We start from the raw sequence: 13,667 nt of genomic DNA on the forward strand, positions 1-13,667 counted from the left end.
TCGCAGCAGCCACCATCCGGAGTTCGCATGCCAACCGCCAGCCGCCATCCCGACACCGCCCTCGCGGTGTTCCTCGCCTTCCTCAAGCTGGGCTGCAGCGCCTTCGGCGGGCCCATCGCCCACCTCGGCTATTTCCGCGACGAGTTCGTCCGCCGCCGCGGCTGGCTGAGCGAAAGCAGCTACGCCGACCTGGTCGCCCTCTGCCAGTTCCTTCCCGGCCCCGCCAGCAGCCAGGTCGGCATGGCCCTCGGCCTGGCCCGCGCCGGCTATCCCGGCGCCCTCGCCGCCTGGCTCGGTTTCACCCTGCCCTCGGCGTTGCTGCTGGTGCTCTTCGCTCTCGGCCTGGGACGCTGGGGCGCGCTGTTGCCCGAGGGCGTGCTGCATGGCCTGAAGATCGCCGCGGTGGCGGTGGTGGCCCAGGCGGTCTGGGGCATGGGTCGCAGCCTGTGCCCGGATCGCCCGCGCCTGACGCTGATGGCGCTGTCCTGCGCGAGCGTGCTGGCCTGGCCCACTGCCTGGACCCAGGTCGCGGTGATCGCCGGTGCCGGCCTGGCCGGCCTCGCCCTGTTGAAAACGGAAGCAGTGGAAGGCCACGAGCGACTGCCGATCGCCATTGGCTACCGCGGCGCGCTGCTGTTCCTCACCTTGTTCGCCGTGCTGCTGGTCTGCCTGCCGCTGGCCGCGCGCCTCTGGCCGGAACACTGGCTGCGCCTGCTCGACGCGTTCTACCGGGCTGGCTCGCTGGTATTCGGCGGTGGCCATGTGGTGCTGCCGCTGCTGCAGGCGGAAGTGGTACCCAAGGGCTGGGTCGACGGCGATACCTTCCTCGCCGGCTACGCGGCCGCCCAGGCGGTACCGGGCCCGCTCTTCACCTTCGCCGCGTTCCTCGGCGCAGCCTCGGGCCCGGCGCCGAACGGCTGGAGCGGCGCGCTGCTGTGCCTGCTGGCGATCTTCCTGCCGTCGTTCCTGCTGGTCGCCGGTGCCTTGCCATTCTGGGAACGCCTGCGCCACGAACGCCGGGTACGGGCAACGCTGGCCGGGGTCAACGCGGCGGTGGTCGGCCTGCTGCTGGCGGCGCTGTACCAGCCGCTCTGGACCGAAGGCATCCTGCGCCCGGCCGACTTCGCCCTGCTGCTCTTCGCCCTGCTGGCCCTGCTCGCCTGGAAGACGCCGCCCTGGCAAGTGGTGCTCGCCTGCGCCGTGGCCGGCGGCCTGATCGCCACAGCCGGCTAGCCGTTCAAGGCCAGGCTCAGCCCCTGCGCCGTCGGCGCGGCCGCCTTGCCCGGCTCCGCGCCCTCCGGCCGGTAGCCGAGGCGCAGGCCGCCCCAGTGCTTGCCGTGGACGAAGATCGGCACCGAAAGATCGTGCATCAGCTCGCCGGTGTCACGGGTGTAGGTCTGTAGCAACAGCGGCTGCTGGTGGCTGCCGCAGCGAATCCCGGTGCGGTCGTTGAACAGGCGCTTGCTGCGGCTGCGCAACGCGTCCGTCTGCGGGTCGCCGCTGGGCGGATGGGCGAAGGCGCGATTGTGGGTGGGCACGTAGCCTTCGGGGGTACAGGCGATGGCGAATACCAGGTTGCGGTTGCGCTCCAGCAACTGCTCCTGGATGCCCGGCAGGACCTGGTCGGTGTAGCTGTCGAAGCGGGTCCGGTACTTGGTCGGCTGGGTATTGGGCAACGGCTGGTAGCTGCGGTCGAACAGGTCGTCGAGGTCGATGCGCCCGCTGCGCACGTCCTCCTCGAAGCGAGCGGCGATAGCCGCCGCGCCCTCCCGGGCGAGGTCGTAGACCGACTGGTGGTAGGCGTCCAGGCTGACCTCGGCGAGGCGCTCGCTGATCACCTCGGCCTGGTTCTCCAACTGGCTGGCAGCTTCGCCGAGGCGCAGGGTCTGTTCCTCGCTGGCGCTGAGGTCGCCGCGCACCTGCTCGACCGCGGCGAACAGGCTGGCGAGTTGGCTGCGGTTGATCTCGGCGCCCTGGGCGATCTCGGTAATCTGGCTTTCCACCCCGGCCGCCAGTTCGGCAATGCCTTCCAGTTGCCGACCGGTCAGCTCGACCTGGCCGACCCCTTCCCCCAACTCTTCGGAAAGCTGGCGGATCTGCTCGACCACCTCGCTGGTCTGGCGCTGGATCTCGGCGACCATCTGGCCGACTTCCTCGGTGGCCTCGGCGGTACGTCCGGCCAGGCCGCGCACCTCTTCGGCAACCACCGCGAAGCCGCGCCCATGCTCGCCGGCGCGGGCCGCCTCGATGGCCGCGTTGAGGGCCAGCAGGTTGGTCTGGCTGGCGATGCCCTGGATCACCAGGGTGACCCGCTGGATGTCCTCGCTGCGCTGGTTCAGCGCCTCGATCGCCTCGCGGCTGGCGCCCATCCGCTCGCTGAGCCGATGCATGCGCTCGATGGTCGAGGCCAGCAGCACCTGGCCTTCGTCGCTGCCGGCGCGCGCCCGGGTGGCGGCGTCCATGGCCTGGCGCGCCAGATTGGAGGTGGCGCGCTCGGTGTGGATCATCACTTCGGCGCTGCCGACGATCTGTTCGGCGGCGTCGAGCTGGGATTGCAGCTTCTCCGCCAGGCGCTTCACCGAGAACGCCACGCCGGCGGCCGACAAGGCGTTCTGGCTGGTGTTATGGGACAGGTCGCGAGCCAGCCGGGCGATGTCGGGCTCGCCGACGGTCGCCACCGCCGTGCGGTTGCCGGGAAGCAGCCAGGGCAACCAGAGCAGCGCCACGCCGAGCGGCAGGGCCAGGTACAGCGGCAGCCAGCCATGCCGGGCGCCGACCAGCAGGAGAACCAGGGCCAGGCTCTGCAACAGGCAGACGAAGAGGATGCGGGAACGAGCGGGCTGCATGAGTAAATCTCCGGCCTCCGGGGCGTTGCGTCATGACCCTGGGGTCGGACGGGCGACGGCGGGGCTTCTTTATTTGACTTGTAGTCCGGTTTGTAGCCCGCCCCCGGAAGCGCCGCCATCGTTCCTTAGTGGTATGGCCAATGGCTGGCATTCGACTAGCGCAGGCCGCGACGAAAGGCGGAGAACACCCCGGACGCGTCGGCCAGGCCTTGATCCATGGGGGCTTCGCCGCATTTCCAGGGGACGCTCGAAGAACTTCCGTCCTGCCGTCCGTCGGCCGACACCGTATGACAAGCCCGGAGCCCACGTTATAATTCCGCGCCCATTTACAGCCGGTAGCGGTCGACTAGACTCCCAACCGGCGCTGGCCGGACCCCGCTTCCGCCCAGCCTGGTCGCTATCGGGCCCGCTCTTTTTGGACTCAGGACCACCCGTGACGAAAGACGAATTGCGTGCCGCGCTGGCGCGCGAGGAACAGCGTTACAAGGACGTGTACGGCGGCGAAGTGACGCTTTATGCCGCCCAGCCGGAACCCGACCGCAAGCCCTGGCGCAAACGCCCAACCGTTCAGGAGCAGGCGTTCGATAGAGAACTGCAGAAGATCGAAGAAGAGCGTCTCAAGGCCGGGCAGGAAGCAGCGAACCCCATTCCATTTACCTCCAACCGACAGGAGAGCGACGGATAACGAAGCGTTTCAATCTGTTTCGTTTTTCCCGCAAAGCCCGATGCGACGGGGCGTTGCCCGCGACAATGGCAACCTTCCGGAGTTCCAGACGGATAAAAACGCATCTGGCATAATCGCCGCCCCGTCTCTGACCGGTTTCTCACATGTTCGATCTTTTCAGCGGGCTCGATGCCTGGGTGGGTATCAGCCTGGTGCTGGCCCTGGCCTTCGTCCTCACCTTCGAGTTCATCAACGGCTTCCACGACACTGCCAACGCGGTGGCCACCGTCATCTACACCAAAGCGATGTCCCCCTACCGGGCGGTGATGCTCTCCGGTGTGTTCAACTTCCTCGGCGTGCTGCTCGGCGGTGTCGGCGTAGCCTACGCCATCGTTCACCTGCTGCCGGTGGAGCTGCTGATCAACGTGAACACCGGCCATGGCCTGGCGATGGTCTTCTCCCTGCTCGCCGCCGCCATCGCCTGGAACCTCGGCACCTGGTACTTCGGCATCCCGGCCTCCAGCTCGCACACCCTGATCGGCTCGATCCTCGGCGTCGGCCTGGCCAATGCGCTGATCACCGACGTGCCGCTGGCCGAAGGGATCAACTGGCAGAAGGCGATCGACATCGGCCTGTCGCTGATCTTCTCGCCGCTGGCCGGCTTCATGGTCGCCGCGTTGGTCCTGCTCGGACTGAAATGGTGGCGTCCGCTGTCGAAGATGCACAAAACCCCGGAAACCCGTCGCGAACTCGACGAGAAGAAGCACCCGCCGTTCTGGAACCGCCTGGTGCTGGTGCTTTCCGCCATGGCGGTAAGCTTCGTCCATGGCTCCAACGACGGCCAGAAGGGTATCGGCCTGATCATGCTGGTACTGATCGGCATCGTCCCGGCCAAGTTCGTCCTCGACCTGAACAGCACCACCTACCAGATCGAGCGCACCCGCGACGCCGCCCTGCACCTCAGTCAGTTCTACCAGCGCCACACCGATACCCTCGGCGACATGCTGGCCCTGGGCAAGAGCAATGGCAGCGAGATGCCGCAGTTCTACCGCTGCGATCCGAAACAGACCGAGCCGACCATCAACGCGCTGCTCCGCGACCTGCGCGGCGTGCCCAGCTACAACGACCTGGACGCCGACGAGCGCGTGCAGGTGCGTCGCTACCTGCTGTGCCTGGACGACACCGCGAAGAAGGTCGGCAAGCTGTCCGACCTGCCGGCGCGGGAGAAGGCCGACCTCGAGAAGCTACGCAAGGACCTGACCGCGACCACCGAATACGCGCCGTTCTGGGTCATCATCGCGGTGGCCCTGGCTCTCGGCATCGGCACCATGGTCGGCTGGAAGCGCGTAGTGCTCACCGTCGGCGAGAAGATCGGCAAGCAGGGCATGACCTACGCCCAGGGCATGAGCGCGCAGATCACCGCCGCCGCCGCCATCGGCATGGCCAACATCTACAGCTTGCCGGTGTCCACCACCCATGTACTGTCCTCCGGCGTGGCCGGGACCATGGTGGCGAACAAAAGCGGCCTGCACGGCGGCACCGTGCGCAACATCCTGATGGCCTGGGTGCTCACCCTGCCGACTTCGATGGCGCTGTCCGCCGGCCTGTTCTGGCTGGCCTCGCAATTCATCTGAGCCGCCTCGCCGGTTGAAAAAAACGCCTGCTTGTCCGCAGGCGTTTTTTTTGCCGCGCTCCCACCGACGTCATCCGCCCGCCTCGGCGGGCAGCGCCGCCAGCGGCAAGCGAACCACGAACAACGCGCCCTCCCCCTGGTTGGCCGCCGTCAGGCTACCGCCCATGTTGCGCACCAGATCGTGGCTGACCGAGAGACCCAGGCCGGTACCCTTGCCCTCCACCTTGGTGGTGAAGAAGGGTTCGAATATCCGCTCCAGCAGGAGCGGTTCGATCCCGCCGCCGTTGTCGTGCACGTGCAATTCGACCCAGCCCGGTTCGCGGCAGGCCACCTGCTCCAGGCGAATGCGCCGGCTGGCCAGGCCAAGATTGCCGAGCAGGGCATCGCGGGCGTTGGCGAGCAGGTTGATGATCACCTGTTCCAGCTGGTCCGCCTGCCCTCGTACCACCATCCGCTGCGTCGGCGCCGGGCACTCCACCTCGATGGCGTGCTGACGCAGCCCCTCGCCGAGCAGGCCCAGGGCGCCTTCGAAGGCGGTATAGGGGTCGAACGGCAGCGCCTCCAGCGCCGACTTGCGGCTGAACACGCCGAGGTGGCTGACCAGGCGGTCGACGCGCAGGACCTGGGCATCCATGCGCTCCAGTTTCTCGCCCAGGTAGTCGCCGTCGAGGCCGACGCTGTTCATCCGCTGGCGCATGTTGAAGAGGGTCATGCGCAGCACGTGCAGCGGCTGCTTCACCTCGTGGGCGAGGCCGCTGACCATCTCCCCCAGGCTGGCCATCTTGGCGCCTTGCGCCAGTTGCTGCTGGGCCCGACGCACCGGCGTGTTGTCGCGTCCCACCGCCTGTACCTCGCACAATTCGCCCCGGGCGTCGAACAACGGTCGCTCGGCCCACACCAGCCAGAGAAAACGTTGCCCCGGCAGGTTGAAGCGCAGTTCCGGCACCTCGCTGGCGCCCTCCCGCGGCGAACCCAGCAGACGCGCGCGCAAGGCGCTGGCGTCTTCCGCCGCCAGCCACTCGTCGAGCCGGCGACCGACCAGGCGCTCCGGGCTGGTCGCGAGGCTATCGGCGAAGGTCCGGTTCACGTAGGTCAGCACCAGGTCGGCGGTATAGCGACAGATCAGCGCCGGCGAATCCTCCACCAGGACCCGGTAGCGTTCCTCGCTCTCGGCGATACGCTGTGCCGCCAGGTGCTGCTCGGTCACGTCCAGCCACAGGCCCACCGCCTCGCTGGGCAGGCCCTGGGCATCGCGCAGCAGCTTGGCTTCGTCGTAGAGCCAGTGCCAGTTGCCCTGGCCATCGGCGAGGCGATAGCGGGTCTTCACCCGGCCCTCGCAAAGCAACTCGCGGCCACGGGCGAAAAAGGCCTCCAGGTCGTCCGGATGCACCCGTTCGGCGAGCGCCTGCCAACTCTGTCCCTGCAAGTCGAGGCCGAGCAGGTTGCTCGCGCTTTCGCTGTAGAACTCCGGCACCAGGTGCCCCTGCTCGACCCGCTGGACGTAGATCACCACCGGCGCGCTGTCGATCAGGCTGCGCAGCCGCGCGTGGGCCGCCTGTGCCCGTTCCTCCTGGCGCCGGCCTTCGCTGATGTCGAGCAGCACGCCGGACAGCCCCAGCGCGCTGCCGCGCCCCAGCGGTCGACCCTCGATGCGCAGCCAGCGGCGCTCGCCGCGGCTATCCGGCTGACGCAGGCAAAGGTCCTGGGCCAGCGCCTGGCCGCTGCGCAGGCTGGCACGCAGGCGCAGGCCGAGTTCGTCGGCGTCCGCCGGTTGCAGCAGGCCCTGCAGGTGTTCCAGCGGCACCCGACGATACTCGCCGGTCAACCCCAGGCTGTCGTGCAAGGCCGGCGCCAGTTCGAAGAGTTCCTGCTCCGCCCAGTAACGCCACCAGCCGCCGCCGATCATCTCCTGCAACAGCCCCAGCTTGCGCGAACTGTCGTGCTGCTCGTGGAGTTCGCAGCGGTCCGCCACCTGGTTCGCCAGCAGTTCCGCGAGGTATTGCCAGTCCTGCGGCGCGGGCCCCTGGGCGAGCTGCTCCAGCGACATCGGCCGCACCAGCAATGCCCCCAGGCGGCCACCGCGCATCGCCGCCGGCACCAGGTAGAGCGCGTCCTCGCCGATCTGCCGGAGCAGCGTCGAGGCGCCTTCGCCACGGCGTAGCAAGCGCGCGCCCGCCCCTTCGCGCAGGTCGTCGTCGGCGAGTTGCAGGGTCGGTCGCAGCAAACTGTCGCTGCCAGGCCGCACATGACTGGCGAAGACCGTGCAGAAACCCTTGCCGTCGCCCAGCAGCAGGGCGATAGCCTGCATCTGGAACGCGCCGGAGAGCGATTCGAGAATCTCCTGGACCGCCTCCGCCAGGTGTCCGTGGGAGACATGGCGCAGACGCGAAAGGATCAGCTTGCCCAGGCTCAGGCTCTGCAACTGGTGCTGCTGGTTGTCGGACTGCCAGTTGAGGTCGGAGATGTCCATGCCCAGCAGCAGCGAGCGTCCCAGGCCGTCGAGCGGCTGCATCGGCTGGAAACGACAGGTCAATGGCGCGGCGGCATCGCTGCGCAGCGTCAGGTCGAGACGCTCGCCCCGGCGCAGGCCGGCCAGCGTCGGCGCACCGGGGCGCGCCGCTCCAGATACTCGGCGAAAGGCCGCGGCTGTTCGCCAAGCCCATGGGCGCACTGCAGACGATACGCCTGCCGCCCGCCGACCCGGATCACGCGGTCCTGTTCGTCCATCTCGAAACACAGGTCCCAACTCCTCAGCGAAGCGCTCCAGAGGGTGGGGCCTTCCTGCGAAAAGGGTTCCGGCCTCTCGGCCTCGGCGGACGACGAGCGGGAAAATTCGAACATGCGACCACCTCACAGCAACAGGTTGGCACTCGCCTTCAGCGTCTGCGGCAGGTTGGGAATCGCGCCGATGCCGGGGAAGCTCAGCACGGGGATGATCGCCTTGCCCGGATCGCCGTACGGGTACTGCACGCAGACCTCGATCCGCGACGTGGCGCTGACGTAGTCGGCGTACTGGCCATTGCCGGCACAGGGCTGGAGGTTCGCCCGCCAGGCCGCCGGCATCCAGTCCAGGCGCGCGAGCAACTCGTCCCTGGCACGGGCTTCGGCGAGGCTCTCGTAGCCCGCATCGGAGGGATCGACAGCGATCGCCGCACGGGCCCCCACGGCAGCGGCATCGTTGAACGACTGCAACATGAGCAAAGGAATGCTGTAGCTGATCAGACCGTAAACCAGCGCGAAAAACAGCAGGAAGATCGCTGTGAATTCGATGGCGACGGCGCCGTGCTGGCGTCGCCGGGAAGCTTTTCCGAGCATGAGCTGACATCCCCGATCCGCATCCTTAATACTAGTCGTCATTCGCTCCGCCAACGTTACTGAAAAGGTATTAATCCAGATGTCGAAAAAAGGCTGAAGAACAGGATGGAGCAATTAGCACTGGCCTTGTGGGCAAGCGTTTGCGGATATCAGGACATCAAACGTTTGCGCGTCTCCAACTGGCTTATCCTGGGCGGATTTCTTATTTCCTTTGTTTATTTATATGTGAAAGAGTCAAGCCTGACCGGTGCTACGGTTAATATGGCAATGACCGCACTTTTTATAGGCGTCTGCCTCAGCCTTCCCGGCTACCTTCTCGGCAGGCTCGGCGCTGCCGACGTCAAGTACCTGGCCGCACTGGGGCTGGCCAGCGACCCACTTACGGTGCTCTATAGCCTGGCCTTCGGCTGCCTGCTGTGCATCGCGCTATTCATCCTCGTAAAGTTATTCAAACGTTCGGTAGAAAAGTCCGCAATGAATGAAGAAGTTCGCCTTCGAAGGGCACCGTCAAAAAACAAGTCATTCCCTTTTATATTCGCCATGAGCGCCGGCCTTTTGGCACATCTGATTATCAGTAAAATTATCTGAGTAAACTTGCGGAAGACCTCACTTAGCGACTATATGCTTATGGCTAATACCATTCGGTATGGCTGCATTCCAATGCACGTCCCCTGTTAAAAACAAAATAAGCAAATGGAGCGTATGACCATGGACAAACCGGCCTCGCGGCATTTCAGCGTCTTGATCATCGATGATGAACCCCAGGTGACCTCGGAACTCCGCGAACTGCTGGAAAACAGTGGCTACCGTTGCGTAACCAGCACCCACCGGGAGTCGGCGATCGCCAGCTTCCAGGCCGACCCGAACATCGGCCTGGTCATCTGCGACCTCTACCTGGGGCAGGACAACGGTATCCGCCTGATCGAGAGCCTCAAGGAAGTCGCCGGCAACGGCAGGTTCTTCGAATCGATCATCCTCACCGGTCACGATGGCCGCCAGGAAGTGATCGAGGCCATGCGGGTCGGCGCCGCCGACTACTACCAGAAACCGGTGGCGCCGCAGGAACTGCTGCATGGCCTCGAACGCCTGGAGAACCGCCTGCACGAGCGCGTCCGCAGCCAGTTGAGCCTGAGCCACGTCAACCAGCGCCTGGAATACCTCGCCGAATCGCTGAACTCGATCTACCGCGATATCCACAAGATCAAGTACGAGGTACACGGCAACAGCCAGCCGAGTGCCCTCAAGAGCGAAGACAGCCAGCCGTCCGCGCCGCCGGCGTCGGTCGCGGAAAGCCAGGTGTCCCCGAGCAATCCGCTGTTCGGCAAGCTGTCGCCCCGCCAGCAGGCGGTGGCGCGGCTGGTGAGCAAGGGCCTGACCAACTACCAGATAGCCTACGAGCTGGGCATCACCGAGAACACGGTGAAGCTGTACGTCTCCCAGGTGCTGCGCCTGATGCATATGCACAACCGCACACAGCTGGCGCTGGCCCTGTCGCCTGCGGCGATGCAGCAGGGCAGCGGAGCGGTGGTGCACTGACAGGCGCGATGGCCCGGCGGGCCTGCTAGATCAGCAGTTCCGCCCTGCCGACATCGACCTTCAGAATCTCCGCGTCGATGTATCCAAGTTGTACCCCCAGCAAGGGCAGGACCAGATTCAGGATCGGCGTCAGCAGCCCATCGACCAGAGGTGCCACCACGGAATTCACGATGAGGTCGGTGAGCGCCGTCGAGCCGCACAGCAAAGGCAAGCACAGTCCGAGCACCACGGGATTGACGTTGATGCTGGTTTTCAGGGTACTGGCGAGAAAGCCGCTTTCCGGCAACCTGCGGCTCTGGACGAGATCGGAACCGTCGGCTTTCACGTTGAATCGCGTATCGCCCGAGCTGCCGGCGATCGAGGTATCGAGCTTGAGATCCAATCGCACCAAGCCGCCAAGCACCAGAATCGAGCCGACCTGATCGATGTTGGCCGGACTGCCGATCTTTATCGTCGCTCCGCTGCTTCTCCAACCGAAGTCCAACGCGGTATCCGGGCGGGTACAGGCCATGCTTTTCAGCCAGACGGCTCCCGACGCGCCTTCGATGGCCAGTTGCAGTTTCGTGGTGGCGAGAATGGACAGGAACCCGGAATCGATGTCCGCCGTAAGTCGTACCTGGGACTGGCGCACCTCCGTGCGCCAGGCACCGCTCTCATCCTGCCCTGGCGGCCCGGAGACGATCCTCTTCGGCTCTACGACCGTGAGCCGTGCATTGGCCAATCCAGGGATACCCAGGTTCACGGCGACCGCGGAATTCTTGTTGGCGACCTGGGCAACCGCCATGATGAGATCCAGCGCATTGATCGCCGTATCCAGCTGCGACATGCTGTTCACCTCGCCGGCGCTCAGCCCCAGCAAGTCTCCCAGTTTCAACGTGGCCGACTTTACCCCCACCAATTGCGCTCTCAGGGCCTCGACCGAGGCTACGCCGTTCTTCGCCAGGACGTTCACGCTGGCGGCGAGTACCTGCTGCAAGCCGACGTTGGTATTCAACAACTGTTCGATGGTCCCCAGGCTGGTATCGACCCCGATCAAGCCCATTCCATCCGCGCCGAGAATGTCCAGCACACTGAGCTTCGCGTCGGCGATACCGTTGTAGGCCGCCGCCGAGAGATCGATGTGGGTGCCCAGCAATCCGCTCAGGATGGGGTTGAGCAACGCCGATTGGCCACTGTTCACGCTCGCCAGCCCCGTGCCTGCGGAAATCGTGGCGTTCGGCAGGCGTCGCGCCACAGCCTCTGCGCGGAGATCGACGTTGGCATTGCCGCCGCCGAACAGTCCCCCGAGGTTGGCGACCAGGCTGCCGGGAACGCTCTTGGTCACCTCGACATGCACCGCCTCGTTGGCGGCAGCCGCGTTCGACGCGCTGGCTATGAAACTGCGCAGGCCGCCGGCACTCAGCACGCCGCCGACCTCCGCCGACAGGCTGGAGCCGGCGGCGTCCGCATCGAACCCGTTGAGCATCGCGCTGGCCTTGGCGAAAGACGTCGCCTGGGCAGAACTCTGGTCGCCGCACAAGGCTCCCTGGGAGGCACTCTCCAGCGCCGCCACGTCCGCCACTCGCTGCAGGTTGCGCTGCTCCAGGTAGAGCCGCCCGGTATCCACCACCAGCAACAGGCAGATCAAGGCCAGCAGCAGGGTGGTCGCCGCCAGGATGCCGATCGCCCCGCGCTGTCTTGCAGGCCATCCGTTCATGCCCTGCCCCTCCGCCAGGAACCGTCAGTTCTTGCTCTCGCCGAAGCCGCGATCTTCCAGCAGGTACTCGGGAATCTCGTGCTCATAGCTTTTCAGGTAGCGCTGGTAGGCACGCTGGCGCTCGGCGGCGGTCGCGCTTTGCCGAACCGGGCTGGCGGCCCGGCCGGTCGCCTGGATGGCCAGCCAGGCGCGGGTGGCGGTCTGCGGTTCGGCCGTCGCTGGCGCGGCAGGACGGACCGCCGGCGTGTCCGCGGCCCAGGCCGTGCCGGACAGGAGCAGCAAGACGCCGAACAGGATTCGCTCGTGCATGGTTCACCTCTCCGGCGCCGGCTCAGGGCGCCTCGTTGGCCATCGCGGTATGCATATTCGCCTCCGCCGGCAGTTCCGCCAGCGGGTCGTCGCTTGCCGGCGCCGCGCCGGGTGTCGGTACGGCACCCCAGCTGCGCGCCCGCGCCTCGGCCGCGCGGATGTCCCGGGCATTCAGCTGCAAACGCTCGATCAGGCGCTGCGCATCTTCCCGGTCGCCTTGCAGGTACAGCAGGCCGAGCAGGTTGGTCGCCGGCAGCTTGCCACCCTGCTGCAACTCCAGCGCAGTGATGAATTCGAAGCGCGCGCCGACACGGTCGCCGCGCTTGAGCAGGGCGACCCCCAGGTCGTTGCGGAAGCGGCTCTCGGTCGGCCGCAGGCGCGCCGCCTCGCGCAGCTCGAGGACCGCCCGGGCGCTGTCGCCATTGCGCAGGGCGAGCAAGCCGAGGCCGTGGTGCGCCTCGGGTGCCTTGCAGGTTTCCAGCAGGGCCTGGTACTCGGCCCTGGCCCGCGGGTCGCCGATCCGGCGCAGGATCAGCGCCCTTTCCTCGCGCACGTCGAGCAACCCCGGCGGCATGCTTTCCAGGTTGGCCAGGGCCGCATGCAGGCGGCCCTCGCGGATCATGTCGCGGACCATGTTCATCTGCAGTTCCTGCTCCTGGCCGAGCTGCTGCGAACACTCCCGTGGGCCGTCCCGCCCCGGCAGCGCGGCGCAACCGCCGAGCAGGGCGGCGCACAGGCCGATGCCGATCAGTGCTTTCATCCCAGTCCTCCCAAGGCCTTGGTGATGGCAATGACGCCCGGACCGGCGAGGACGATCAGCAGCGCCGGGAACAGCAGCACCATCATCACCAGGCTCATCTTCGCCGACAGCTTGCCGATGCGTTCCTGCAAGGTGGTCAGGCGCCGGTCTTCGAACAGTTGCTTGAGCGTCAGCAGGGTGCTGCGCGCACTGCCGCCCTGGCGCAACATCTGCCGTAGCACGCCGCAGCAGTCGTTCAGCGGGTCCACCTGCAGGCGCCGGGCAAGCGCCTCCAGCTCTTCCGCCAGGTCGATGCCGTTGTCGGCACGGGTCAGCGCCAGGTCCAGCTCGCGGGCCAGTTGCGGGGTGATCCCGCGGCCTTCCAGGCAGACCACGCGCAGCGTCTGCTCCACGGTCAGGCCGGCGTCGAAGAGGATGCGGATCAGTTGCACGAACAGGATCATCTCGTCGGCGATCAGCGCCCGGCGCGCCTTGGCGAAGTGCTTGAGCACCTGCTTGGGCAGGAGGAAACCGATGCCGGCGGCGAACAGCAGCGGCACCGCGTAGGACGCCTCGCTCTCGGCGCGCAGCAGCTTGACCAGCAAGACCAGGAGAACGAACAGCAGCGGCGTGAGGAACACCGAGATCAGGTACAGGGTCCGGTAGCGACTCTCGTGCCAGCCGGCCTGTTGCAGCAACTGGCGGGCCTCGCTGTCCATCAGTTGCAGGCGCCGCACCCAGAAGCTGTCGTCCATCCGCTCGGTCATGCCGGCCAGCCACCTGGTCGAGCCGCCAGGGTTGGCCAGCGCTCCCAGGCGCCTCTCGATCAGGCGCTGCTCGCGGCTGCCGTTGCGCGCCTGGAGCAACAGCAACAAGGCACCGCCGACCGCCATCAGGAGCGCCGCGAAAATCAGCCACTGTGCCTGCAT

Annotated in this window: 11 protein-coding genes and 1 pseudogene; 5 read left to right on the forward strand and 7 right to left on the reverse strand. The window is 66.5% G+C overall.

Going from position 1 to position 13,667, the window contains the following annotated elements; all coding sequences use genetic code 11:
- Nucleotides 1–27 precede the first annotated feature (27 nt).
- The gene (gene chrA, locus AT700_RS22295) at nucleotides 28–1,233 is read left to right on the forward strand and encodes a chromate efflux transporter (RefSeq protein WP_003455245.1); all 1,206 of its coding nucleotides are present in this window, start codon (nucleotides 28–30) and stop codon (nucleotides 1,231–1,233) included.
- Here the strand turns inward: chrA and AT700_RS22300 are convergent.
- The gene (locus tag AT700_RS22300; RefSeq protein WP_003114989.1) at nucleotides 1,230–2,846 is read right to left on the reverse strand and encodes a methyl-accepting chemotaxis protein; all 1,617 of its coding nucleotides are present in this window, start codon (nucleotides 2,844–2,846) and stop codon (nucleotides 1,230–1,232) included. The two genes, chrA and AT700_RS22300, sit on opposite strands and share 4 nt — an antisense overlap.
- Before the next feature lie 433 nt (nucleotides 2,847–3,279).
- Here AT700_RS22300 and AT700_RS30335 point away from each other — a divergent pair, with 433 nt between their 5' ends.
- Together AT700_RS30335 and AT700_RS22310 are read left to right on the forward strand one after the other, a co-directional pair.
- Complete coding sequence (locus AT700_RS30335; RefSeq protein WP_003117142.1) at nucleotides 3,280–3,531, forward strand: hypothetical protein; 252 nt, start codon at nucleotides 3,280–3,282, stop codon at nucleotides 3,529–3,531.
- 143 nt (nucleotides 3,532–3,674) lie between these two features.
- Nucleotides 3,675–5,144, forward strand: coding sequence for an inorganic phosphate transporter (locus AT700_RS22310; RefSeq protein ID WP_003093821.1), 1,470 nt, complete (start codon nucleotides 3,675–3,677; stop codon nucleotides 5,142–5,144).
- 69 nt (nucleotides 5,145–5,213) lie between these two features.
- On the opposite strand, the pseudogene pprA reads toward AT700_RS22310, so the two are convergent.
- Together pprA and AT700_RS22320 are read right to left on the reverse strand one after the other, a co-directional pair.
- Nucleotides 5,214–7,984, reverse strand: a pseudogene (gene pprA, locus AT700_RS22315) (two-component system sensor histidine kinase PprA).
- Nucleotides 7,985–7,993: 9 nt separating this feature from the next.
- Nucleotides 7,994–8,500 (reverse strand): TadE/TadG family type IV pilus assembly protein, encoded by a 507-nt coding sequence (locus AT700_RS22320; RefSeq protein WP_003120840.1) that lies wholly within the window; start codon nucleotides 8,498–8,500, stop codon nucleotides 7,994–7,996.
- Between the two features lie 63 nt (nucleotides 8,501–8,563).
- On the opposite strand from AT700_RS22320, the gene fppA reads away from it, so the two are divergent.
- On the forward strand, nucleotides 8,564–9,046 hold the full coding sequence (gene fppA, locus AT700_RS22325) for a type 4b pilus Flp prepilin peptidase (RefSeq protein WP_003110115.1): 483 nt from the start codon (nucleotides 8,564–8,566) through the stop codon (nucleotides 9,044–9,046).
- 120 nt (nucleotides 9,047–9,166) lie between these two features.
- Complete coding sequence (gene pprB / locus AT700_RS22330) at nucleotides 9,167–9,994, forward strand: two-component response regulator PprB (protein ID WP_003103959.1); 828 nt, start codon at nucleotides 9,167–9,169, stop codon at nucleotides 9,992–9,994.
- 25 nt (nucleotides 9,995–10,019) lie between these two features.
- On the opposite strand, the gene tadG is transcribed toward pprB, so the two are convergent.
- From tadG to tadC, 4 genes are read right to left on the reverse strand one after another with little or no spacing between them, the layout of a single operon-like run.
- Nucleotides 10,020–11,690 (reverse strand): type 4b pilus Flp biogenesis protein TadG, encoded by a 1,671-nt coding sequence (gene tadG / locus AT700_RS22335; RefSeq protein ID WP_003123262.1) that lies wholly within the window; start codon nucleotides 11,688–11,690, stop codon nucleotides 10,020–10,022.
- A 24-nt stretch (nucleotides 11,691–11,714) separates the two neighbouring features.
- The gene (locus AT700_RS22340; protein WP_003455265.1) at nucleotides 11,715–11,999 is read right to left on the reverse strand and encodes a DUF3613 domain-containing protein; all 285 of its coding nucleotides are present in this window, start codon (nucleotides 11,997–11,999) and stop codon (nucleotides 11,715–11,717) included.
- A 22-nt stretch (nucleotides 12,000–12,021) separates the two neighbouring features.
- Complete coding sequence (tadD, locus tag AT700_RS22345) at nucleotides 12,022–12,759, reverse strand: type 4b pilus Flp biogenesis protein TadD (protein ID WP_016562303.1); 738 nt, start codon at nucleotides 12,757–12,759, stop codon at nucleotides 12,022–12,024.
- Complete coding sequence (gene tadC, locus AT700_RS22350) at nucleotides 12,756–13,667, reverse strand: type 4b pilus Flp biogenesis protein TadC (protein ID WP_003103955.1); 912 nt, start codon at nucleotides 13,665–13,667, stop codon at nucleotides 12,756–12,758. Before tadC ends, tadD begins: the two co-directional genes overlap by 4 nt.

Origin of the sequence: Pseudomonas aeruginosa (assembly GCF_001457615.1) — a bacterium.
Taxonomy (GTDB): domain Bacteria; phylum Pseudomonadota; class Gammaproteobacteria; order Pseudomonadales; family Pseudomonadaceae; genus Pseudomonas; species Pseudomonas aeruginosa.

Coding starts and splice junctions, on each gene's coding strand:
- chrA (WP_003455245.1), top strand. CDS start 28: ATGCCAACCGCCAGCCGCCATCCCGACACCGCCCTCGCGGTGTTCCTC.
- AT700_RS22300 (WP_003114989.1), bottom strand. CDS start 2,846: ATGCAGCCCGCTCGTTCCCGCATCCTCTTCGTCTGCCTGTTGCAGAGC.
- AT700_RS22310 (WP_003093821.1), top strand. CDS start 3,675: ATGTTCGATCTTTTCAGCGGGCTCGATGCCTGGGTGGGTATCAGCCTG.
- AT700_RS22320 (WP_003120840.1), bottom strand. CDS start 8,500: ATGACGACTAGTATTAAGGATGCGGATCGGGGATGTCAGCTCATGCTC.
- fppA (WP_003110115.1), top strand. CDS start 8,564: ATGGAGCAATTAGCACTGGCCTTGTGGGCAAGCGTTTGCGGATATCAG.
- pprB (WP_003103959.1), top strand. CDS start 9,167: ATGGACAAACCGGCCTCGCGGCATTTCAGCGTCTTGATCATCGATGAT.
- tadG (WP_003123262.1), bottom strand. CDS start 11,690: ATGAACGGATGGCCTGCAAGACAGCGCGGGGCGATCGGCATCCTGGCG.
- AT700_RS22340 (WP_003455265.1), bottom strand. CDS start 11,999: ATGCACGAGCGAATCCTGTTCGGCGTCTTGCTGCTCCTGTCCGGCACG.
- tadD (WP_016562303.1), bottom strand. CDS start 12,759: ATGAAAGCACTGATCGGCATCGGCCTGTGCGCCGCCCTGCTCGGCGGT.
- tadC (WP_003103955.1), bottom strand. CDS start 13,667: ATGCAGGCACAGTGGCTGATTTTCGCGGCGCTCCTGATGGCGGTCGGC.